General features: G+C 50.9%; 18 protein-coding genes and 1 other annotated feature. Of the genes, 4 read left to right on the forward strand and 14 right to left on the reverse strand.

Annotation, left to right across the window (positions count from 1 at the left end; genetic code table 11):
- The first annotated feature begins 1 nt into the window (after nucleotide 1).
- Nucleotides 2-784 carry an ABC transporter permease gene (locus L3D05_RS17375; protein WP_239617564.1) on the forward strand — a complete coding sequence of 261 codons (783 nt, stop codon included), beginning with the start codon at nucleotides 2-4 and terminating at the stop codon, nucleotides 782-784.
- On the opposite strand, the gene L3D05_RS17380 is transcribed toward L3D05_RS17375, so the two are convergent.
- From L3D05_RS17380 to mobA, 4 genes are all read right to left on the reverse strand, one after another.
- Nucleotides 763-2,994: an ATP-dependent helicase gene (locus L3D05_RS17380; RefSeq protein ID WP_239617565.1), complete on the reverse strand. Its 2,232-nt coding sequence runs from the start codon at nucleotides 2,992-2,994 to the stop codon at nucleotides 763-765. The genes L3D05_RS17375 and L3D05_RS17380 overlap by 22 nt on opposite strands.
- A gap of 89 nt (nucleotides 2,995-3,083) precedes the next feature.
- On the reverse strand, nucleotides 3,084-3,593 hold the full coding sequence (gene mobB / locus L3D05_RS17385; protein WP_239617566.1) for a molybdopterin-guanine dinucleotide biosynthesis protein B: 510 nt from the start codon (nucleotides 3,591-3,593) through the stop codon (nucleotides 3,084-3,086).
- A 40-nt stretch (nucleotides 3,594-3,633) separates the two neighbouring features.
- Nucleotides 3,634-4,893 (reverse strand): molybdopterin molybdotransferase MoeA, encoded by a 1,260-nt coding sequence (locus L3D05_RS17390; RefSeq protein ID WP_239617567.1) that lies wholly within the window; start codon nucleotides 4,891-4,893, stop codon nucleotides 3,634-3,636.
- 55 nt (nucleotides 4,894-4,948) lie between these two features.
- The gene (gene mobA, locus L3D05_RS17395) at nucleotides 4,949-5,581 is read right to left on the reverse strand and encodes a molybdenum cofactor guanylyltransferase (RefSeq protein ID WP_239617568.1); all 633 of its coding nucleotides are present in this window, start codon (nucleotides 5,579-5,581) and stop codon (nucleotides 4,949-4,951) included.
- 219 nt (nucleotides 5,582-5,800) lie between these two features.
- Between mobA and L3D05_RS17400 the strand changes: the two genes are divergently transcribed.
- Nucleotides 5,801-6,601 carry a hypothetical protein gene (locus L3D05_RS17400; RefSeq protein WP_239617569.1) on the forward strand — a complete coding sequence of 267 codons (801 nt, stop codon included), beginning with the start codon at nucleotides 5,801-5,803 and terminating at the stop codon, nucleotides 6,599-6,601.
- A gap of 569 nt (nucleotides 6,602-7,170) precedes the next feature.
- On the opposite strand, the gene hemG is transcribed toward L3D05_RS17400, so the two are convergent.
- From hemG to hemE, 3 genes are read right to left on the reverse strand one after another with little or no spacing between them, the layout of a single operon-like run.
- Entirely contained in the window at nucleotides 7,171-8,712 is a 1,542-nt protein-coding gene (gene hemG, locus L3D05_RS17405; protein WP_239617570.1) for a protoporphyrinogen oxidase, read from the reverse strand.
- Entirely contained in the window at nucleotides 8,712-9,656 is a 945-nt protein-coding gene (hemH, locus tag L3D05_RS17410) for a ferrochelatase (RefSeq protein WP_239617571.1), read from the reverse strand. Before hemH ends, hemG begins: the two co-directional genes overlap by 1 nt.
- On the reverse strand, nucleotides 9,653-10,708 hold the full coding sequence (hemE, locus tag L3D05_RS17415) for a uroporphyrinogen decarboxylase (RefSeq protein WP_239617572.1): 1,056 nt from the start codon (nucleotides 10,706-10,708) through the stop codon (nucleotides 9,653-9,655). The genes hemH and hemE overlap by 4 nt, the downstream gene beginning before the upstream one ends.
- A gap of 186 nt (nucleotides 10,709-10,894) precedes the next feature.
- Between hemE and L3D05_RS17420 the strand changes: the two genes are divergently transcribed.
- Nucleotides 10,895-12,112, forward strand: a complete 1,218-nt coding sequence (locus tag L3D05_RS17420) for an MFS transporter (protein ID WP_239617573.1) — start codon at nucleotides 10,895-10,897, stop codon at nucleotides 12,110-12,112.
- Between the two features lie 85 nt (nucleotides 12,113-12,197).
- On the opposite strand, the gene tyrS is transcribed toward L3D05_RS17420, so the two are convergent.
- Nucleotides 12,198-13,487 (reverse strand): tyrosine--tRNA ligase, encoded by a 1,290-nt coding sequence (gene tyrS, locus L3D05_RS17425; RefSeq protein WP_239617574.1) that lies wholly within the window; start codon nucleotides 13,485-13,487, stop codon nucleotides 12,198-12,200.
- Between the two features lie 51 nt (nucleotides 13,488-13,538).
- Nucleotides 13,539-13,767, reverse strand: a binding site (T-box leader).
- A gap of 372 nt (nucleotides 13,768-14,139) precedes the next feature.
- Here tyrS and serS point away from each other — a divergent pair.
- Nucleotides 14,140-15,429, forward strand: coding sequence for a serine--tRNA ligase (gene serS, locus L3D05_RS17430; protein WP_239617575.1), 1,290 nt, complete (start codon nucleotides 14,140-14,142; stop codon nucleotides 15,427-15,429).
- Between the two features lie 358 nt (nucleotides 15,430-15,787).
- Here serS and L3D05_RS17435 read toward each other — a convergent pair whose 3' ends face one another.
- From L3D05_RS17435 to L3D05_RS17460, 6 genes are all read right to left on the reverse strand, one after another.
- Entirely contained in the window at nucleotides 15,788-16,744 is a 957-nt protein-coding gene (locus tag L3D05_RS17435) for an ABC transporter ATP-binding protein (protein WP_239617576.1), read from the reverse strand.
- Entirely contained in the window at nucleotides 16,737-17,771 is a 1,035-nt protein-coding gene (locus L3D05_RS17440) for an ABC transporter ATP-binding protein (protein ID WP_239617577.1), read from the reverse strand. Before L3D05_RS17440 ends, L3D05_RS17435 begins: the two co-directional genes overlap by 8 nt.
- A 13-nt stretch (nucleotides 17,772-17,784) precedes the next feature.
- The gene (locus L3D05_RS17445; RefSeq protein ID WP_239617578.1) at nucleotides 17,785-18,699 is read right to left on the reverse strand and encodes an ABC transporter permease; all 915 of its coding nucleotides are present in this window, start codon (nucleotides 18,697-18,699) and stop codon (nucleotides 17,785-17,787) included.
- A gap of 3 nt (nucleotides 18,700-18,702) precedes the next feature.
- Nucleotides 18,703-19,632, reverse strand: a complete 930-nt coding sequence (locus L3D05_RS17450; protein WP_239617579.1) for an ABC transporter permease — start codon at nucleotides 19,630-19,632, stop codon at nucleotides 18,703-18,705.
- Nucleotides 19,633-19,779: 147 nt separating this feature from the next.
- Nucleotides 19,780-21,450 (reverse strand): peptide ABC transporter substrate-binding protein, encoded by a 1,671-nt coding sequence (locus tag L3D05_RS17455; protein ID WP_239617580.1) that lies wholly within the window; start codon nucleotides 21,448-21,450, stop codon nucleotides 19,780-19,782.
- 590 nt (nucleotides 21,451-22,040) lie between these two features.
- Nucleotides 22,041-22,679, reverse strand: a complete 639-nt coding sequence (locus L3D05_RS17460) for an O-methyltransferase (RefSeq protein ID WP_239617581.1) — start codon at nucleotides 22,677-22,679, stop codon at nucleotides 22,041-22,043.
- Nucleotides 22,680-22,789 lie beyond the last annotated feature (110 nt).

The raw sequence follows: 22,789 nt of genomic DNA on the forward strand, positions 1-22,789 counted from the left end.
AATGCGATTGTTCGGCAAATACTTGCTCATCTTGTTCAAATCCCAAATGCAGTATCGGACTTCCTTCTGGCTGCTCTCGTTCGGCCAGTTCTTCATCCCGTTCTCCGTCTTCGCCGGACTTTATTTCATGTTCGAACGATTCGGTCAGATCAAAGGCTGGGATTTCTACGAAGTTGCCCTGACTTTCGGCGTCATCCATATGGCATTCTCAATTAGCGAATGCTTCGCTCGAGGATTCGACATGTTCTCCAGCCTTGTCGTGAATGGGGAGTTCGACCGATTACTCGTAAGGCCTAGAAGCACCATACTTCAGGTGCTTGGTTCCAAATTCGAATTCACCCGCGTCGGAAGGCTCTTGCAGAGCGCTCTTGTGTTAGCTTGGGCAATCAGTCAAGTTCAAGTGGAATGGACCGTCATGAAAGCACTGACTTTGCTATTCATGATTGCTAGCGGAGTATTCATATTCGCGGGAATATTCATCCTGATGGCAGCGATGTGCTTCTGGACCATCCAAGGACTGGAGATCGCCAACATCTTCACGGACGGAGGCAGAGAGATGGCCCAATATCCTTTGAACATTTATCAGAAATGGGTGTCCCGCTTCTTCACGTACATTATCCCGTTCGGGTGCGTCAATTACTTGCCGTTGTTGTTCATTCTGGGCAAATCGGAAGGAAATCCGCTTATCCATATGCTGACGCCTCTTGCCGGGTGCGCCTTCCTCATCCCATGTTTGTTCATCTGGAAAATTGGCGTACGCCACTACCGTTCGACCGGATCATGAGCATCCGGTTCGAGCAGTCCCATCTCGATGCAGATATTTACCGACAACCGTTTCGTCTCCGACTGAAACCGGATTTCGACGCTATCCCCGAGGATCAGGACGATATCCCCGCTGCCGAAAACGCGATGTTTAACTCTACTCCCCACGGCGAACTGTTTCGAATCCCTTATCGCGTTCGGATTGTACGGAACGGGTGGCCTTATTTGTCCGGCTTGCTTTATTGCAGGTTTGCCCGCCAGGTTCGGTTTCCCGATTTCCTTAGGCGGGTTTTGAATATTACGCACGTCCGTAACGAACTGCGAAGGTTTGACTTGCTCTCCGTCCCTTATTTTGTAGCTTAACAGTTCTAGCTCTTTCCTTGCTCTTGTCATTCCGACATAGAAGAGCCTTACCGCCTCCTCCATTCCGTCAAGCTGATCCTTCTCGTATTTCTTGATATCTTCGTTGGAAGGCAAAATGCCTTCGACCAAGTCCACCATATAGACGTAATTGAATTCCAAGCCTTTGGCGCTATGAAGAGTGGACAAGGTGACCGCGCTTCCCTTCTTATTCGACTTGGAAGCTTTCATGGACTTCTCAAGAAACTTCAACCGCTTGGCGAAATCCTCCATCGTGTCGAGCGGCTCCGCGATTTCCTCCAGCGTATTGAGGATTCCGATCAAATATTCTTTGCGGAATCCTAGACGCTCGCACATTTTCTCGATGGCTTTATCGTAACCGAGCTTCTCGCGGATGGTCCGTATAGCGGCAAGCGGCTGCGCTCCTTGCAGCTGGACGAACGTTTCTTTGCCCGCCTCCAGCTGCTTAATCTGATACTCTTGCAAAGGAACGTGCTTGAGCAGGCGATCGAACACCGACATATCCGCGTCCGTGCTCAACGCCATCAACGCAGCCATTTGCTGTTTCGTAATATAACCGTTGAATTTGGCATGAATTTTTTCCAAAATATCCGGTCTTTTATCGTTAAACGTCATACGCATGAAATTCAATATATCCTCGACGACCCAATGGGAGAAAAAACGGTTGTCCCCGTCTTTCATGTAAAAGGGAATCCCCGCCCGATCTAAAGCGTTCATCAGCATGATCGAAGAGGAATTGTTGCGGTATAACACGGCTACTTCGCTCAGGTCGTTCCTGTCCGAGATTTTCTCGACGATGTACTTAGCTTGATATTTGTAATCGGGAAGCTCCGTGATCGCAATGGGTCTATGCTCCGGATTACGCGTGAACATATTTTTGTCGTATCGGTTTTTGTTGCGCTTGATGAAACGGTTGGCGATATCCACGATGTTGGGGGATGACCGGTAGTTTTGCTCCATTTTCAGAATCGAGGCTTGCGGATACGCCTGCTTAAAATCGAGCAAATATTGAGGCTCGGCCGCGCGCCAAGTATAGATCGATTGATCGTCATCCGCCACGACGTACAGGTTACCATGTGCCCTAACAAGCTTCTCCACGATCGCGTGCTGGACTAGGGACGTATCCTGGCTTTCGTCGGTCAGGATATAGTCGTATCGGAGTTGGAATTTGTTTAGAAGCGCATGTTCCATCGATAACGCTTCGTTCGCGATCGTGAGCATGTCATCGTAATCGACCAATAATTGAGCCGTCCCGGTCTGCTTGAACTTCTCGTACTCCTTGTATATCGTTTCCGCCTTGGGCACGTCACACTTGGCTAGCGACAACCGATCATGAGGAATAAGCTTGTTCTTGATGAAGCTAATGTAGCTCGTAAGCTCCTCCATTTGGTCATCGGTGGGGTGATCGCCATTCGTTCGTTTGTAGATGTCGCGCAATATTCTCGTTTTGCCCCATTGTTCGTTCTCACCGTCGGATCCCCCTTCGATCATCCGGTAGGACATTCTTTTCCCATGAAAATACTCTCTGACTACCTCGAAGGCGAAGCTATGAATCGTAGAGAAATCAGGGGTTTGTTGCTGCAGCGTCGGGAACAAATGATTAAACCGTACTTTCATGTCCTGAGCGGATGCCCTGCTGAAGGTTACTGCCTTAATGCGCGACGCCCTTACTCCCCTCGCTTCGATTAAGTACCCGATGCGCATGATCAAAGTCGTCGTTTTCCCCGAGCCCGGAGAAGCCAGTAATAGCAAGGCACCGTCCGTATGCGATGCGGCTTGCCGCTGAACCTCGTTAAGGACGACTCCCGTTTCGGTTTCTTTACGCGAGAAATAATCTAGATGAACATTCATAATTGCGATTCCTTTCGCTTGCCCTAAAATAAAAAAACACATTCACCTGGACGAATGTGTGAGCGATCTCGTCATGTTTGTGCTCGATCCTATAGCGTAACCCTTTGTACGTAGGTGATCAACGGAGTAAAAGACGTAACATCCGGTTGGACGAATAAAGGAACGGACTTTGTTATCGCGATATCCTCTATCGCTCGATTGGGTTCGCGGATCGCTGCGGCTATGACGTTAGGTAGGGAGAAGAGATTAGCATCCTCTTCGCTACGGAGAAGTACGACTTTAGGATAAGAAGCTTGCTTAAATCCCTCAATGACCAAAAATTGAACCGATTCCGCTTCCATCCCGGCCACCAATCGCTCGATTGGCGTCGACTGTTCTTGGACCCATGCCGTGCGGGAGGGTGATGTAATCCCCGTGATGTGGGCACCTGCTTGCCGATGCTGCCACGTGTCTTTACCCGGAAGATCGGGTTCGAATGTATGCGCGTCATGCTTTAAAGTACCAACCCTTATCCCCTGCGCGGAGAACTCCCGGACGAATGCGCACGTTAGCGTCGTTTTTCCGGCATTTTTGTATCCGACGATCTGTACGATCTGCATAGGCTTATCCCTCGTCTCTCCAACGGGTTACATGCTACCTTTATTTCAAACGCCAAGCCGTTACGAGATGTCCCTTCTCTAAGCCTTCTTTCAGCGGAGGAATCTCGATCAGGCAATCGGCGTCCACGATCGTGGTCATCAGGCTGGACTTGTCGTCACCGGTCGGGGTCACCCATACCGTCCCGTCGCGCAGCTCTGTTCGAGCCCGAATAAATCTGCGATAGGCGTTCACTTTAGGAAAATGTTCGCCGAGATAAGCCTTGAAGCTTGCAGTGGTTTGCCTTCGTACCCCTAACATCGCTCTTAAAGCAGGAGCGGCGAACAAATGGAAGCCGACGAAGCAAGCCCCTGGATTGCCCGAGAGCGCAAGAAGCAGCTTATTGCCTGCGATAGCCGCGCTTGTCGGGCTGCCTGGGCGCATCGCGATTTTGTTGAATAACAGCTCTACTTCGGGAGCGGCCAGCACGTCTACCATCACATCGTAATCCCCGACGGATACACCCCCTGAAGTCAGTAGCATATCGCACGTCTGCAATCCTTGGCGAACCAAAGCTTGCGCCGCTTCTGCATCGTCCGGTACTTTACCTAGCATAATGGGCTCTCCGCCGCATTCCCTGACCAGTGCGGCAAGCATCGGAGCGTTACTGTTGCGGATCTTGGCCGGGACCAGCGATTCGTCGACCTCAAGCAGCTCGCTTCCGGTTGAGAGTATCGCGACACGCGGTTTCTTCGAGACGGTAACTTTCGCATATCCGCATGAAGCAAGAAGGCCCGTTTCTCCCGCTCCGATTACTTTTCCTTCGGTCAGAAGTAGGGCTCCTTGCTCTATTTCACAGCCGATATCAGCTACGTTAGAACCTTGAGGAATGCTTTTGCCGATCTGGACATACGGTTGTCCATCCCTCGTGAGGGTTGAGGTCATTTCCAACATCACGACGGCATCCGCGCCTTCCGGAACCATTCCTCCCGTCATGATGCGGGTCGCCTGTCCTGATCCGACCGGATACTTGGGCACGACTCCGCTCGGTAACGATTCCAGCACCCGTAGCTCGGCAGGGCTTGCTATCGTCGACTGCTCCAAATCGACTGATCGAACCGCATAGCCATCCATCCCCGACCGACGAAACGGAGGAAAAGGATGAGGCGCGATAAGAGCCTCGCTTAATCGCCGTCCCCAAGCGTCGGCTAGAGGCACTTGCTCGGCGGGAAGCGGATGTATGCGTTCAAGGATAAGCTTCTGAGCATCTTCCGGTTGCAGAGCTGTGCGACGAAATCGATCAAGGCTGTCAACGGGCTGCATGAAGGACTTGGCTCCTTTAAGAAGTTACTCAATATATAACGGTAAACTTAATCTACTATTGCTCCCGGGGATAGCGGTGACGATTCAAGAGCTGAAAATTCGCTTTCGCATGCTGCTCGGGCGTATCGATATCTTCCGTAAATGTTAAAGATAGTCCTTCGTTCGTAAATTCTCTTTCCTCTATCTCGCACCAATCGATCTGGTCCAGCAAAGCCATGAACTTGCGTTTTCCCGCCTGTAGCAGCTTCTCCGCAACGGCTCCCGCCTCCTTGCGATAGAGGGCGTGCAGCGGCTGCAGCCTGCCGCCAATGAGAGGTAGCGCCGCTTGATAAGAGCCGTTGATCAAGCGCTCTTGCAGATAAACTGCCGACGCAACATCGAGAAAGGGTTGGTCACAGCCTACGACCCAGACAATCGGACGAGTTGCTGCGGTAAGGCCAGCATGGAGCCCCGCTAGCGGTCCCTCTCCCTTGTACGAATCGGGTACGATTCGAAGGTTCGAGGTTTGTGGCAAGCGTGCTCGGAGCCCCTCATCATTGGACACGATTATGACTTCATCCGTCCATTGTTCCACGGCCCGAAGCTGGCGCTCGATGATCGTCTCCCCGCCAACGAGGAGCAACGCCTTGTTCACGCCGCCCATTCGTCTCCCTTGCCCCCCGGCCAAAATAACCGCCGACCTGTCCATGGCGCTGCCTCCGACTGAGCTCAAGATACTTACTATAAGTGACTCTATGAATTAATGAAAATGAAATTAAGATAGGAATCGATAGTCAAATAAAAGGATTACTTTATTCTATCCTTACGTGATGCGCCATGACAACCCTCGAGAAGCTGGTTAATCGCGAGGGTGCGCTGCAGTCAGGTTTGGACGGACCGCTACTGGCAGGTTGGTTACTTTAGAGCGTTGCAGTCAGGTTTTACCGGTCTACATGGGTATTTGAGCTACTTTGGAGCGCAGCAGTCAGGTTTTACCGGACTACACGGACTTTTGAGTTACTTTGGAGCGCTGCAGTCAGGTTTTACCGGACTACACGGGCTTTTTAGCTACTTTGGAGCGCTGCAGTCAGGTTTTGCCGGACTACACGGGCTTTTGAGCTACTTTTATATGCTGCAGTTAGGTTTTACCGGACTACACGGGCTTTTGAGCTACTTTGGAGCGCCGCAGTCAGATTTCACCGGACTACACGGGCTTTTGAGCTACTTTGGAGCGTTGCAGTCAGGTTTTACCGGACTACACGGGCTTTTGAGCTACGTTGGAGCGCCGCAGTCAGATTTCACCGGACTACACGGGCTTATGAGCTACTTTGGAGCGCTGCAGTCAGGTTTTACCGGGCTACACGGGCTTTTGAGCTACGTTGGAGCGCCGCAGTCAGATTTCACCGGACTACACGGGCTTATGAGCTACTTTGGAGCGCTGCAGTCAGGTTTTACCGGGCTACACGGGCTTTTGAGCTACGTTGGAGCGCCGCAGTCAGATTTCACCGGACTACACGGGCTTATGAGCTACTTTGGAGCGCTGCAGTCAGGTTTTTCCGGACTACACGGGCATTTAGGTTACTTTGGAGCGCTGCAGTTAGGTTTTACCGGACTACTCGGGCTATTAAGCAACTTTGGAGCGCCGCAGTCAGGTTTTTCCGGACTACACGGGCTTTTGACCTACTTGGAGCGCCGCAGTCAGGGTTTTCCGGACTACACGGGCTTTTGACCTACTTGGAGCGCCGCAGTCAGGGTTTTCCGGACTACACGGGCTTTTGACCTACTTGGAGCGCCGCAGTCAGGGTTTTCCGGACTACACGGGCTTTTGACCTACTTGGAGCGCCGCAGTCAGGGTTTTCCGGACTACACGGGCTTTTGACCTACTTGGAGCGCCGCAGTCAGGGTTTTCCGGACTACACGGGCTTTTGAGCTACTTTAGAGCGTTGCAGTCAGGTTTTGCCGGACTACACGGGCATTTAGGTTACTTTGGAGCGCCGCAGTCAGGTTTTGCCGGACTACACGGGCTTTTGAGCTACTTTAGAGCGTTGCAGTCAGGTTTTACCGGACTACACGGGCTTTTGAGCTACTTGGAGCGCCGCAGTCAGGTTTTTCCGGACTACACGGGCATTTAGGTTACTTTGGAGCGCTGCAGTCAGGTTTTTCCGGACTACACGGGCTTTTGAGCTACTTTAGAGCGCTGCAGTTAGGTTTTACCGGACTACACGGGCTTTTGAACTACTTTGGAGCGCTGCAGTTAGGTTTTACCGGACTACACGGGCTTTTGAGCTACTTTGGAGATCACCTATCTAGAATCTGTTGTGCGGCATGCTTACCTTGGGCAATACAGTCTGGTAAGCCGACGCCGCCGAATGCGGCGCCCGTCGCATGAATGCCGGGGAGCTGATCAACCAGGCTATCGCGGAACGTAGCGATGGCGTCCAGATGTCCGACCGGATACTGCGGCATGGAATGGCGCAATCTCGTGATCTCGACGAATTCAGGCGTCGCGGTAAGACCCGTTAGATCCTGCAAATCTCGCTGGACGACACCCGCCAAGACGGCATCGTTCAATTCTACGCCTTTCTCATCCCCGGCTCGACCGACGTAACAACGAATGAGACGTTTGCCTTCCGGCGCGGTATGCAACCACTTGGATGAAGTCCAAGTACTTGCCGTGATATGCCTATGCTCCCCACGCGGCACGAGAAACCCTGAACCGTCGAGGTCCTGATTAAATCCAACCTCGTCATAGGCAAGGACGACGTTAGCGACGGAAATGTAACGAATGTTCGTTAACGCGGACACATCGACATGAGGCGTAAGCAACTCTGCCGTTGCGTATGCGGGTAAAGTTAATAGAACATCGTCTGCTTCGACCGTCGAACCGTCGGATAGTCGAAGCTGATAACGTCCTTGCGAATATGCACCCTCACCTGCAACAGCAACATTTTCCAGCGATTCCACTTGGGCTCCCAACCGTATAGAGCAGCCTTCCGCTTGCAATCTCGATTCGAGAGCTTCAATAACGGTTGATAAACCGTTGCGGAACGTCATGAATACGGAAGCGGGTAAAGAAGCCGAGGCTACGGAAGTAGCCCCGGATCCTTCCCCAGAGCCAGCATCTTTAACAACTCCGGCTGCGACACCGCCGCCCGCATCCTGCTTCGCCTCAGAGTGCGCTTTCGCTTTCGCAGCCGCGAGTTGAGCCTCTCTTGTGCCCGCGATTAAGCTACCGAACTCTTTCACCATCGTCTTAAATTGCGGAAAAGTCGCTTCCAACCCTAGACGATACAAGTCGCCCGCGTGAATGCCCGCGAGCAGCGGCTCGAATATCCGCTCGACCATTTCCTTGCCCATCCGGCGTTCCAGAAAATCTCCGACCGTTTCGTCTGCGGTTACGTCTCCGGCAGGGATTTCCAGATCCTCCAAAGCACGCAGCTTCCCTTCCTCGGAAACCAGATCCGTCCGCATGAACTTCTCCTGATCGGATGGGATACCGAGCGTTAAGCCTTCCGGCATCGGATGAAGCTGGCCATCCAGTGAGATGTAGGTTTTCTTGGCTAACGGATTCGTTCCCGTTAGTTCCCCATCGATCTCAAGCTCCTTGGCAAGCTCGATCATCGGAAGCTTCCGGGCAAGGAAAGAATCCGGGCCACGCTCGATAACGTAACCGTCCCGCCTTAACGTGTTCACTCTGCCGCCCAAACGGTTTGATCCTTCGAGCACCGTTACTTCAAGCTTCTCCCCGCGCTCCTTGGCGAGCTTAAGTAAATAAAAGGCGGCGCTAAGGCCGGTAATACCGCCGCCTAGCACCGCCACCCGGCGAATTTGTTGTTCCATCAATTCGTCCTCCCGTTCGCTAATCCGATAACCGTATCCGCCAAGGCGGCCATGTATTGAGGGTCATCGTTCAGCATACGAATTCTCTCTAAGCGAATATTGCGTTCCTCCGCGAATTTCCGCGCCTCGATATCGATATCGTACAGAACCTCAAGATGATCCGACACGAATCCGACTGGCGTTACGAGTACCGACTTTACCCCCTCGGAACTTAGTCGTTCCAACGTTTCGAGAATATCCGGTCCGAGCCAAGGCTGTCCGGTCTGTCCGGCGCTCTGCCAAGTAAATTGCCACTTGTCCACTCCAGCGGCTTTGGCAACCGCAGCGGAAGTAGCCAGCAATTGGTCCGCGTACGGATCTTTCATTTCCAGCACTTTCGCCGGCAGGCTATGCGCGCTGAATAACACTAACGCTTCTTCGCGCATGTCGCCAAGCCGTTCCAGCCCGTCTTTGACCCGTTTACTCAACGCATCGATCAGTTCGGGATGCAAGTGATACTCTTGTACCGCTTTAAAAGCGATACCGCATTTCTCCGCTTCCTCTTGCGCACGTTTCATATAACCGCCGACGCTCATAACGGAGTATTGAGGCGTCAGTACGATTCCGATCGCTTCCGTAATGCCATCCGCTGCCATAGCCGCGACGCCGTCTTCGATATAAGGCGCTGCATGCTTCAAGCCTTGGTAACACACGTAAACTCCTTCGCCGGCCAATTCGTCCAGTGTCCGTTGAAGTGCGGCAACTTGACCGTTCGTATTTTCCCGAAGCGGGAACACGCCGCCGACAATGGCCTGATAACGACTCGTGAGATCTTCAAGCTGCTCCGCCGTAGGAGGATGTCCTCTGCGAATATGCGTGTAATAGGCCTCGATGCCTTCAAGGCTTTCCGGCGTTCCATAGGACATTACGAGTATTCCGATAGCGTTCTTAGCCGTCACGCTCATGAATTTACCCCCGCCGCAAGCTGCTGCTCGCTATATAGATGAATGAAATCCGTTAATTCCCGCAATTTATCCAAAGAAGCTTCCGGGTACAATCCATGTCCCAGGTTAAAAATAAAACCAGGCTCCTTCATCCCTTCGTCTAGCAATCTACGGGCATGCTCATGAATGACTTCGGTCGGTGCTGTCAACACGTAAGGATCGAGATTTCCTTGAATCGCGAATTTATGGCCTATGCGGCGTCTGCCTTCGGACAAAGGAACCCGCCAATCCAAGCCGATGACGTTAACCTTCAACTCGGTCAGATGCGGAAGCAGTTCTCCCGAGCTAACTCCCGGGAAATAAATTTTGGGAACGTCCAAATCGGATAAGTTCGCGAAAATACTTTCCACATGGGGCAGTACGAATTCTTTAAAATCGTGAGGCGCAAGAGAGCCTACCCAGCTATCGAATAGCTGCACGGCTTTCGCTCCAGATTGGATGTGCGCACGCAAATAGGTAGCCGCCATCTCGGCAAGCTTGCCCATTAAACGATGCCAAACCTTAGGCTCGCTATACATTAACGCTTTCGTCCGAATGTAAGATTTGCTCGGACGGCCCTCGATGATGTAGCTCGCAAGCGTAAACGGTGCCCCTGCAAACGTAATTAGCGGGACAGTAAGCTCGCGATCCAAAATCTTGATCGTTTCAATCACGTGAGCTAGATCGCCTTCCACGTCGATAGGAGTCAGACGATCCACGTCGCTCGCGCTTCTTACGGGATTGTGGATGACCGGTCCGACATCCTTGACGATATCGAAGTCGATTCCGATAGAAGCTACAGGATTCATGATGTCGGAATACAAGATCGCTGCATCTACTCCGAGCTTCCGAATCGGCATCAACGTCACTTCTGCCGCTAGCTCCGGTTGCTTGCAAATTTCCAGCAAGGAGTATTTTTCTTTTATTTTACGATAATCTGGATCGTATCGTCCGGCTTGGCGCATATACCACACTGGAATGCGTTCAACCGTCTCTCCGCGACATGCTCGCAGGAATAGATCGTTATTCGTCATTTAGGGTTGCCTCATTTATGTAACAGATTGTCTTTCATTGCTTTCATTATGCCCCTTTTACACCGCCCGAACAACCTCAGACGCCTTGCGGAGTATGACAATAGTTTGACAATGCTGTTATTAGGCGCCCGATTAGCCTATGATATACTAACCATACAGAAGTAAGTCAGGGGAAAGGAGCAGCGGATGCAACGTTGGAAAATTAATCTTATCGTTCTCATGTGCGGGAACTTTCTAGTAATGGCGGGGATGACTATGATCATGCCCTTTCTTTCATTATATTTGCAGCAAGACCTCGGATTAACCGACAAGCATGAAATTGGGGTATGGGCGGGATTTATCTTCGCGGCCAACTTTATTACCTCATTTTTGTTTCAGCCCTTATGGGGCAAGCTCTCCGACAAATACGGGCGTAAAATGATGCTGCTGCGTTCGGGATTCGGAATGTCTATCGTTATGGTGATGATGGGCTTCGCCACCGCGCCATGGCACCTGCTCGCGCTGAGGATGCTAAACGGGGTCATCTCCGGCTTTACGCCGGCAGCAGTCTCGCTCGTATCCGCAACGACGCCGAAGGACCGAATGGGCTTCGCGATGGGTACTTTACAATCCGGCGGTACCGCCGGGACGATACTCGGTCCTTTCATTGGCGGATTACTGGCGGATAACTTCGGTTATCGCCCGATTTTCTATATTACCGGATCGTTATTGTTCCTTGCATCGGCGATTTCATGGCTATTGGTCCAAGAAAATTTCGATCGCACGGCAGCCGCGCTCAAAAAACAGATGAGCGTAATCAAAGGATTTCGCGACTTGATGGTCATCCGGCAACTGCCCGTATTGCTGACCGTAACGTTCCTGATCCAGTTCGCCATGCTTAGCCCGATGCCGCTTATTCCGCTGTACGTTCAAGATTTGCACGGCACGACAGAGAACCTGGCGTTCTACGCCGGATTCGTAGGCTCGGTAACCGGTATTTCGAATATGATCTGCGCCCCTGTGCTTGGACGGTTAAGCGACCGGATCGGGGCATCGCGCATTTTGCTCGTATCGTTGGCAGGCGCGGCGATCATGCTCATTCCTCAAGCTTTCGTCGGCTCCGTCGGACAACTGCTCGTGTTCCGGTTCCTGCTCGGCTGCTTCATGGGCGGACTCATACCGACCGTGAATTCGCTCGTTCGCCGATATACGCCAGACGGTATGGAAAGCCGAGCCTTCGGCTTCAATAGCAGCGCGCTCAGCCTAGGCAATATGATGGGACCGATCATGGGCGGCGCGTTGTCGGGTTTCATCGGGATCGAAGGTTTGTTCATCCTCTCGGGCGCTTTACTGTTTATGACTTGTCTATGGGCTACATATGCCTTACGGTCGTCGCGGCAAAGTCGGCCAGTACGGAGGGGTTAATCCCCGAACTCGTAAAAAAAGAAGCTGATCCCGTTGGGGAATCGGCTTCTTTTTTTGCGCTTTGCGCTTTAAGTCCAACGAAAGTCTACTCGAATTTAACCAGGTAGTAGTTTTTCTTGCCGCGGCGAAGCACGACATATTTGTCATGCAGACGCTGTTCCTTCGTCACGACGAATTCAACGTCTTGTTGCCGCTGCCCGTTCACGTACACCGCGCCGCTCTCGATGTCCTGTCTGCCTTGACGTTTCGAAGGGGCGACTTTCGCTTCGATCAGAAGATCCAGCAACGCGATTTCCTCTTGGCCCGAGACGATCGTAGTCGGCATGTCTTGCAGCGCTTCTACGAGCTCTGCCTCGCTAAGCTGGGTCACGTCTCCCGAGAACAACGCCTGCGTGATCTTCTCCGCGCTCACGACAGCTTCTTCGCCGTGTACGAGGCTCGTCACTTGGCGCGCTAGCTCGCGTTGCGCTTCGCGCTTCTCCGGACGCTCGGCAAGCTCGGCCTCGAGCTCGGCGATGCGCGTTTGGTCCAAGAAAGTGAAATATTTCAAGAACTTAATGACATCGTTGTCGTCCGTATTGATCCAGAACTGGTAGAAGGCATACACCGATGTTTTGTTGCGATCTAACCAAACCGCGCCGGATTCGGATTTGCCGAACTTCTTCCCATCGCTCTTCGTAACGAGAGGCACTGTCATCCCATAGGCGTCGCCTCCGCCCATTTTGCCGATCAGGTCAAGCCCCGCCGTAATGTTGCCCCATTGATCGCTTCCGCCTACTTGAAGCGTACAGCCGTGATCCGTAAGCAGCTTATAGAAGTCGTAGGATTGAAGGATCATGTAGCTGAACTCCGTGAAGGAAATCCCGTTGGCTAGACGCGAATCGACCGAGTCCTTGGCAAGCATGTAGTTGACGGTAAAGTTTTTGCCGATATCGCGAAGGAAAGTAATGACGTCTAGCGATCCTAACCAATCGTAGTTGCTGACCAGCTTCGCGGAATTAACGTCGGGATTGAAATCGAGAAACCGGGAAAGCTGATCCTTCAATCTGTTCGTCCAGCCCGCTACCGTATCCGCCGTATTCAACGAGCGCTCCGCCGAACGGCCGCTTGGGTCGCCGATCATGCCCGTACCTCCGCCGACAAGCGCGATCGGATTATGTCCAGCTCTCTGGAAGTGGCGCAAAATCAAAATCGGCAGCAGATGCCCGATGTGTAAACTGTCCGCAGTCGGATCAAATCCGCAATAGAGTACGACCCGCTCTTGGTTCAGCTTTTCTTGAAGACCCTCGCGGTTAGTCATTTGGTGAATTAAGCCTCTGTATTCCAGTTCCTCCAGCAAACCCTTGTTCAGTTCTGGCGTAATTGAATTCGTCATTGCCTATCGCTCCCTTTGTTCTGGAATTAAAAAAGACCCGCCCTGTCAATAGACAGGGACGAGTCATCGCGGTACCACCCTAATTGAAAACGCGCGCTTGCGCATTCTCCACTCTCGTCGAATAACGGCCGACTTCCGTCTTGTCCTTCCGTACCGGTACGGTTTCGGTTCAAGATGCTCCAGGACGTAATTCGCGCTTGCTCGCGTACCGGCTTGCATCGACCGCCGGCTTTCTGTAACGCGTTGGACGAACGCTACTGATTCCCTTCATTGCTACTTGTTTATTAACATCGTTTGAATCACTTTAAACGATGCGCAACGAGATGTCAATCCGGCTTCTCTTAAATTGGCGAATGCCATCTTTTTCCCGCTTGATCGGGTGAGGCGATTACGATATACTACAACAAACTTCATCATCGTAATCATGCCTATGAAGAGCATCCAACTCTGAGGCGTTCCCGTCAAGGAAATCGATAGACTCCAGGTCACGATCTCCCTAAGTCAACCGTAGCCGCACGTTACAGCGGAACTAAAGCGGATCGAACAGTTCGGCTGTTCGGTCAATTTGGGTGGCACCGCGAGAATTAAACGCTCCTCGTCCCATAGAGACGAGGGCGTTTTTTTGCATTTTATCCTAAAGGAGCGCGGTAACATGTTGGACATCAAATGGATTCGGCAACATCCGGACACGGTTCAGGAAGCGGCGGTCGCGAAGCGGATCGACGTATCGATTCGGGATCTGCTCGAATGGGACGGTAAGCGGCGTTCGCTGATCACCGAAACGGAAGGACTAAGGGAAACGAGAAATAAGCTATCGCAGCGGATTGCGGAATTGGCGCTCCAATCGAATGAGCGCGAGAGGGAACAAAAAAAACAAGAGGCTAAGCAAGTGAACGAGAGTTTGCGATTGGCGGAGACCGAGCTGGCGGTTGCGGAACGGCGATATCACGAATTAATGATGCTCGTACCGAATATCGTCTCTCCAGATACGCCCGTCGGACGATCGGATAAGGACAATGTGGAAATCCGTCGGGTCGGCGAGCCAAGGACGATGGATCTCTGGATGAAGGATCACGTCGCGTTAGGAGAGCTTCACGGGATGATCGACGTTCCTCGAGGGGTGAAAGCCGCGGGTACGCGGAATTATTACCTGACAGGCGACGGCGCTCTCCTGCATCGCGCCGTCCAGCAGCTCGCGGTTGATCTACTCCTCGCCCAAGGCTTCACCCTGCTGGAAGTGCCATTGATGGTTCGTCCGGAGACACTGTACAATACGGGATTTTTCCCGCTGGGCAAAGATCAAGTATACCGGATCGAAGATGAGAACAAATTTCTGATCGGAACTTCGGAGGTGCCGCTCATCACCTATCATGCCAACGAGATCGTCGATGCGGCTAAGCCGATCAAACTGGCTGCCGCGTCCGTCTGTTTCCGTAGCGAGGTCGGATCGACCGGCAAAGACGTTCAAGGCCTTTACCGCGTCCATCAATTTGCCAAAGTGGAACAAGTCATCTTGTGCGAGGCGGATGCCGATTTGTCAGACCGCCTGCTTAGCGAGATTACCGCTAACGCGGAACAGCTTCTGCAGCGGCTCGAGCTTCCCTATCGGGTAGTGGCCGTATGTTCGGGCGACATGTCGCAGAAAACCTACAAACAATACGATATCGAAACCTGGATGCCTAGCCGTCAATCGTACGGCGAAACCCATTCCTCTTCGAATGTGCACGACTTCCAAGCGCGCCGCTCGAATATTCGATACCGTGACGACGATGGGAATTTACGTTTCTGCCATACGCTCAACAATACGGCCGTCGCGAGCCCTCGCATTCTGATCCCTCTGATCGAGAATCATCAAGCCGAGGACGGATCGATTCATATTCCAGAGGCTCTGCGTCCTTATATGAACGGTCGGCATCGCCTCTATCCGATTCGAGTGGATTAATCTGGGGGGCGGCACAGTCTGGGGAGTGCCGCTATCATCGCAAGGCGGCCTATCATAGAAATAGAGGCACGCAGTGCCGCTATTGGGCTCTACAAAGTTGGTTACGGTGGAATAACGGCAGGGAATACCGCTATTGGGACGTGAACGCGTAGTTGACGTGGCACATCGAGAATATAGCGGCACGCGGTGCCGCTAATGGGCTCTACAAAGTTGGTTACGGTGGAATAACGGCAGGGAATGCCGCTATTGGGACGTGAATGCGTAGTTGACGTGGCACATCGAGAATATAGAGGCACGCAGTACCGCTATTGAATACCAAAAAGCCCCAAGTCACTAGACTTGGGGCTTAGTTTATTAATTAGAGCAAATGGCAAGCCGCGAAATGGCCCGGTTCGACTTCCTTGAAGGGAGGCATTGTCGCCGCGCATTCCGGCATAGCATGCGGACAGCGCGTACGGAACGGGCAGCCGCTAGGCGGGTTCAACGGGCTCGGAATCTCGCCCTGAAGAATAATCCGCTTGCGCGCCTTCTGCAGATCGGGATCCGGAATCGGAATCGCCGACAGCAGCGATTGCGTATAAGGGTGCATCGGTTTCTCGTTCAACTTATCGGACGTTGCCACCTCGACCAGTTTGCCCAAGTACATAACGCCGATCCGATCGGAAATATGCTTGACCATCGCAAGGTCATGCGCAATGAACAAATAAGTTAAACCGCGTTCCTTCTGCAGCTTCTTGAACAGGTTTACGACTTGAGCCTGAACCGAAACGTCAAGCGCGGAGATCGGCTCGTCCGCAATAATGAATTGCGGCTCGATCGCGAGCGCTCGCGCGATCCCGATCCGTTGGCGTTGACCGCCCGAGAATTCATGCGGGAACCGTCCCGCATGCTCCTCGCTCAAGCCAACGTCTCTAAGCAACTGATTGACGCGCTCCTTCTTCTCCTTACCGGAGTAGAGCCCGTGAATCTCGATGCCTTCGGCAATGATTTTACCGACGGTCATACGCGGATTCAGAGAAGCGTAAGGATCCTGGAACACCATCTGCATGTCGCGATGGAATTGGTTCCGGTCGGCGCCTTTCATCTTCTGTACGTCTTTGCCGTTAAACAAAACTTCCCCGCCGGTAGCCTCATAGAGGCGGATAATCGTTCGGCCTGTCGTCGACTTACCGCAACCCGACTCTCCGACCAAACCGAACGTCTCTCCCCGATTAATCGAGAAGTTCAAGCCGTCAACCGCCTTAAGCACTCGATTACCGCTTAGTTGAAAGTGCTTCTGCAAATCTTTTATTTCTAAAATTTTATCTTCAGCCATGTGATCCCCTCCCTATTCCAACGGGCATTTCTACCTCGGGAGCGTCCGGATGATTGAGCCAGCATGCCGCACTATGATCCGCCGACACTTCGAAGTGTTCAGGGTCGATCTCTTTGCACACTTTCATCGCATAGGGGCAACGAGCCGCGAACGCGCAGCCAACCGGCGGCGCATACAAGTCCGGCGGCGTACCCGGAATCGAGGCTAGCTCGTTATTCTTATCGCTGTCGAGCCGAGGAACGGAACGAAGCAATCCCCAAGTATAAGGATGTCTAGGATTATAGAAAATATCGTCAAGCGTACCTCTCTCCACCACTTTGCCTGCATACATAACGATAACTTTATGGGCCATCTCGGCCACAACGCCTAAGTCATGCGTAATCAGGATAATGGAGGTTTCGGTTTTCTCTTGAATATCGCGCAACAAATCGATGATCTGCGCCTGAATGGTTACGTCCAGAGCGGTTGTCGGTTCATCCGCGATCAACAGCTTCGGATTACAAGCGAGCGATAATGCGATCATCACCCGTTGACGCATCCCGCCGGACAACTCATGCGGATACTGCTGAATCCGCTCTTCCGCATTCGACATTCCTACGAGAGTGAGCAATTCGGCAGACCGCTTAAACGCTTCGGCTTTGCTCACCTTCTGGTTGTGCTTGCGAATGCCTTCGGAGATTTGCGCCCCGACCGTCATAGTCGGATTTAGAGATGTCATCGGATCTTGGAAGATCATCCCCATATCTTTTCCGCGCACGCGCTCCATCTGGGACTCCGTCATTTTAGCGATTTCGTGTTTGCCGTCGAACAAGATGGAAGATCCTTCTTTAATATAGCTGGGCGGAGTCGGGATCAATCTCATGATTGTCTGCGCGGTTACGGATTTACCGCAACCGGATTCGCCTACGATCGCAAGCACTTCCCCTTTATCTACGGTGAAGGAGACGCCACGTACCGCCTGAACTTCACCGGCATACATTTTGAAGGATACGCGAAGATTTTTGACCTCAAGTATGGGTTTACCCATTCGGCAGCCCTCCTTATTTCCTCATTTTCGGATCGAGAGCATCTCGTAATCCGTCGCCAAGCACGTTAAAGCTAAGCAAGATTAAACTAAATACGATCGTCGGGAATATGATCCGGTGAGGCTGATACCTCATATAATGAGCACCATCGTTAATCAAGTTACCTAGAGACGCCATAGGAGGACGAATGCCGACCCCGATAAAGCTCAGGAACGATTCGAAGAAAATCGCCGTAGGTACGATAAAAGTGATCTGCACAATTACCAATCCGATTACGTTAGGGATTAAATGCTGCAGAATGATTCGCTTAGGCTTTGCTCCTAACGTACGCGCAGCTAGAACGAATTCCTGTTCCTTCACGAGAAGAAGCTGTCCCCGCACCAGACGCGCCATTCCAACCCAGCCTGTTAAGGCATAGGCGATAATGATGGAGCTAATGCCTGGCCCAAGGAAAACAATCAGAATAATGGCAAGCAACAGCAAAGGAATGGAGTAAATAACCTCGACTATCCGTTGCATGACATTATCCACTTTCCCGCCAAAATAAGCCGAAATCCCGCCGTAGAGTACGCCTACGACTAGATCGATCAAAGCAGCGATTACCCCGATGAGCAAGGAAATACGAGTCCCCCACCACACACGGGTCCACAAATCCCTCCCGAAGTCATCCGTTCCGAAGAAATGGCCCCAAGAAGGTTTAAGATCGATATCTTTCAAATATTGCGTCTCGTAATCAAACTTGCTGAACATTGGAGCAAATATGGCCAATATCGTCATCAGGACCAGAATGATCAATCCCGCCATGGCCATTTTATTAGATCTCAAACGCCTCCACGCATCCTGCCAATAAGTTAAGGATGGCCGCACAATGGACTCTGCGTTTGTCGTTTTCTCAGCTGGTTGAAACTTGTCTTTCGATAGGCTTTCCATCGTTTACCTCCTCCCCGACATACGAATCCTTGGATCGATAAGGCCGTAGGCAATATCGGTTAGGAACATAACAACGATGAGAATCGCCGCATAGAAAATAGTCAGTCCAGTAATCATCGTATAATCTAACGTTGTAATGGAGCTTACGAATTGATAGCCCAAGCCCGGGATGACAAAAACGTTCTCGACAACGAGAGTACCGGTAATGACGCCGACGGCAATGGGTCCTAGAATCGTTACAACTGGCAATATCGCATTTCGTAACATGTGGCCCGTCACGATTTTCCGTGTCGAAAGCCCTTTTGATTTCGCTGTTTTAATATAATCCAAGCTCGCTACCTCTAACATGGAAGCGCGCATCATCCTTGCGAGCGTGGCGATCGTTCCAAGCGCAAGCGCGAAAGCCGGCAAAATGCGATTCTCGGGACCTTCCCACAAGCCTGGAGGGAGAATTCCCCATTTGTTACCTATATAAAGAGATAACAACGGAGCTAGCACGAATGAAGGAATCGAAATGCCGATAAGAGCAATAATCATGGCGGAGTAATCCTGCCATTTGTTATGCCGTAGAGCGGCGACGATCCCAAGGGTTAAACCAATAATAATCGCAATAACAAGCGATTCTACTCCGAGCTCTAAGGAGGCCGGGAACGATTGCTTGATTACGCTAACGACTGAACGGGTCGGGAATTGATAGGATACGCCTAGATCCCCTTGAGCGACATTGCCCAAATACTGCAAATACTGCTGCCATTCAGGCTTATCCAAGCCATATTGGGCTTTCAGTATCGCCAAGTTCTCTGGAGGCAGCTTTGCAGCGACTTCTCCAAAAGGATTTCCCGGCAGTAGCTTCATGAGAAAAAAAGTGGCCGTAATGATGACCCATAACGTAATGATCATATAGATCAAACGACGCAGCACGTAGTTCAGCACGTTGAAATCCTCCTTTCCGGGAATGAATAATTTTCCTATGCCCTACAATCGACATGAAAGAAGCCGTTCTAGCAACGGCCTCTTTCATGGATTGTTCCTTGTACTGAATGTACGGCATGTATCGTTCTCAGTGAACGGAGCTTCAGATTACTTAATCGAAGTCCATTTCAATTCGAAGTCAGGACCGTAAGGAGGCAAGATCAAGCCTTCTACTTTGTCTTTAATCAAGAACGGAGAAGAGCGGAAGAACAGTGGGAATACCGCTGCTTCTTCAAGCAGGATTTTTTCTGCTTCATGCATTTTTTCAGCGCGTACTTTGTTGTCCAGCTCTTTTTCAGCGCCTTTGATCAATTCGTCGTACTTCGCGTTTTTCCAATCTTGCGTATTGAAAGGACCGCCGGAAACGTACATATCAAGCCATGTCATAGGGTCATTGTAGTCTGCGCCCCACAGCGTGGAAACGATCGTGTAGTTTTTGCCAAGCTCTCTTTCAAGACGAGTTGCGTGAGGCAATGGTTCTGCAAGCACTGTGATGCCAAGATTCGTTTTCCACTGGGAAACGAGGTACTCGAGCATTTTCTTGCCTGTCTCCGTATCGTCGCCGATCACGGACAATTGCGGCAAGGAAGTGATGCCAACTTCTGCCAAACCTTCAGCAAGCAAGGCTTTTGCTTTAGCAGCATCGAATGCAACTTCAGTGTCGCCTACGACTTTACGGAATTCCTCGCCGTTACCGTCACTGTTGCCGTTCGGTACATAACCTGTAGATGCTACAGAACCGTTTTTCAGAACGACATCGACTAGACCTTGACGATCGATTGCCATGCTGAGCGCTTGACGAACTTTAACGTTAGCGAAAGCAGGTACTTTCGTTTGTTGGAAGTTCAAGTAACCGGTAACGAGCTCGCTCTTGCGGTGAAGCTCTGTTTTACCTTCATAAGGCTTCATTTGGTCGCCTTTGATATCTGCGTAATCCGTTTTTTTGGATTCGTACAAGTTCAAGCCGGTTGAAGTATCTTTAACGATGTTCAAAGTTACTTTGTCCAGCTTCACGTTGGCTGCATCCCAATATTTCGGGTTTTTCTCAAGCACCAGTTGTTGCTCGTGATCCCATTTCGTCAGGACGAACGGACCAGCGCCAAGTACTTTGTCCGCATCTGCGCCGCTTTTACTTCCTTGAGCTTCAACGAACTCTTGTTTTTGCGGGTAATAGTTCAAGAATGCAAGCTGTGCCGTGAAGTAAGCACGAGGGATATCCAAAGTGATTTCGAGCGTTTTGTCGTCAATCGCTTTAACGCCGAGGTTTTCTTGAGCCGTTTTCAATTCTTCAGGTGTTTTGGCATCTTGTACAGCTTGTCCGCCTTTGAGCCATGTCAGAATGAAAGCGTAAGATGCCTTCGTTGCTGGATCAAGCGTTCTTTGGTAAGAATAAACGAAATCTTTTGCCGTCAAAGGCGATCCGTCCGCCCATACAAGACCGTCACGCAGTTTAATTGTATAAGTCAAACCATCTTCGGAGATCGTCGGCAATTCCGCCGCGAGTGCCGGTTCTGGGTTCATGTCTTTGTCCAAACGATACAAGCCTTCGCTGATTGCTCCGAGAATCGTGAACGATGCGGCGCTTTCCGCGATCGATACGTCTAGTGCCGGAGGATCGGCGCGATAATTCATAACCAGCTCTTGTTTGCTGCCTGTTCCGGAGCCCGTAGATCCCGAAGCAGAAGGTTCGGAGTTCTTGTTGTCGTTGCTGCACGCCGCTAACAGCGTACCGGCTAACGTGACTGCCATTGCAGCCGAGAAAATTTTCTTGAATTTCATTCTGTTGCCTCCCCATATTTTTACTGACTATCATTGCTGTTTTCCATAGCTTCTATGCATCTTTCGTTGCATGTCCCCCATGTCTTTGACTGAAAATTGCCAATATTTCCAATATTGAAAAAACGACAATTCCACTCCTCCGCAAACTTCAACTCCTGAGACGGAACATCGTCCCCAATGTAGGTTATATGCACCGATCAGACTGAATTTTACGGAACAGAAGTCATCCTACTATATATCGTTCGGATTTTGCAATGAGAGTTTCTTCCAACGACATGATTAATAACCCGTTGCGTAAGTTTAAGTGACATAATGATTACATAAATCAATTATTTTTTGCATATTCATTCTTTGTTCATGAATATAAATTCATTTTCGTTGCCGTGTTTGTAAAACGCTATTTTCAATGTTTGAAATTCCGTTCAGATTAAATCCACAAAAAGGAAACCCGTAATTTTATTGGGTTGAATGTTAGTACAAAATTAATTAAATATTAGATTTGTATTAAAAAAGCATAATGTATAGCAAAAAACCTCTAGAATAGGATTGAAAATCCAATTCTAGAGGTTCTTTAAATGACTGCGTTTTCTTTATATTGTTCTAATTTGAGCTAATGCAAGTCCATCGTAAGCAGGCAGATGGACACCGGTTAGTCTTGGATCCTGTGCAATCGTCCGGTTGAAATGTCGGATCGCCAGCACCGAAGGCCCTTGCCTGGCTTCATCGATCGTTTTACCTCGAAGAAGCGTATTGTCCGCGGCGATAATCGCGCCTTCATTCGCTAATAGAATGCACTCTTCTAAATAATGAGGGTAATTTTCTTTGTCCGCATCAATAAAGAAGAAGTCGAATCGCGCCCCCTCTTCCCGAAGCCGCGCTATACTAGCCGACGCGTCTCCGACCCGATAGTCCACGAAGTGCCCTAAACCGGAAGAAGCCATATTCGCTTTGGCGATATCCGCATACTCTTGGCGCAGTTCGAGGGAAACCAGCTTCCCTTCTGTCGGCAAGCCTCTCGCCAAACAAATTCCGCTATACCCCCCAAGCGCCCCAATCTCTAGTATAGAGCGAGCTTTCGACAGCGATACGAGAAAAGTAAGCAAACGGCCATAACCCGGCGCCACTGAGATGTCCGGCATTCCGGCAGCTTGAATACTTGCGTTCACCCGCTCAAGATCGGTATCTGCCTTATATAATTCGTCAAAATATTGATCAGGCGACTGGGCCATTATTATTGTCTCCTCCTTGGATTCCATAATTGCAGCTTCAATTTAACTCCGATTACACCCCAACATTCTACCACAATATTTGTAATTTCCCCTTCATTAGGGCTATACTG

The sequence above is a fragment of the Cohnella mopanensis genome, assembly GCF_022352055.1.
Taxonomy (GTDB): Bacteria; Bacillota; Bacilli; order Paenibacillales; family Paenibacillaceae; genus Cohnella; species Cohnella mopanensis.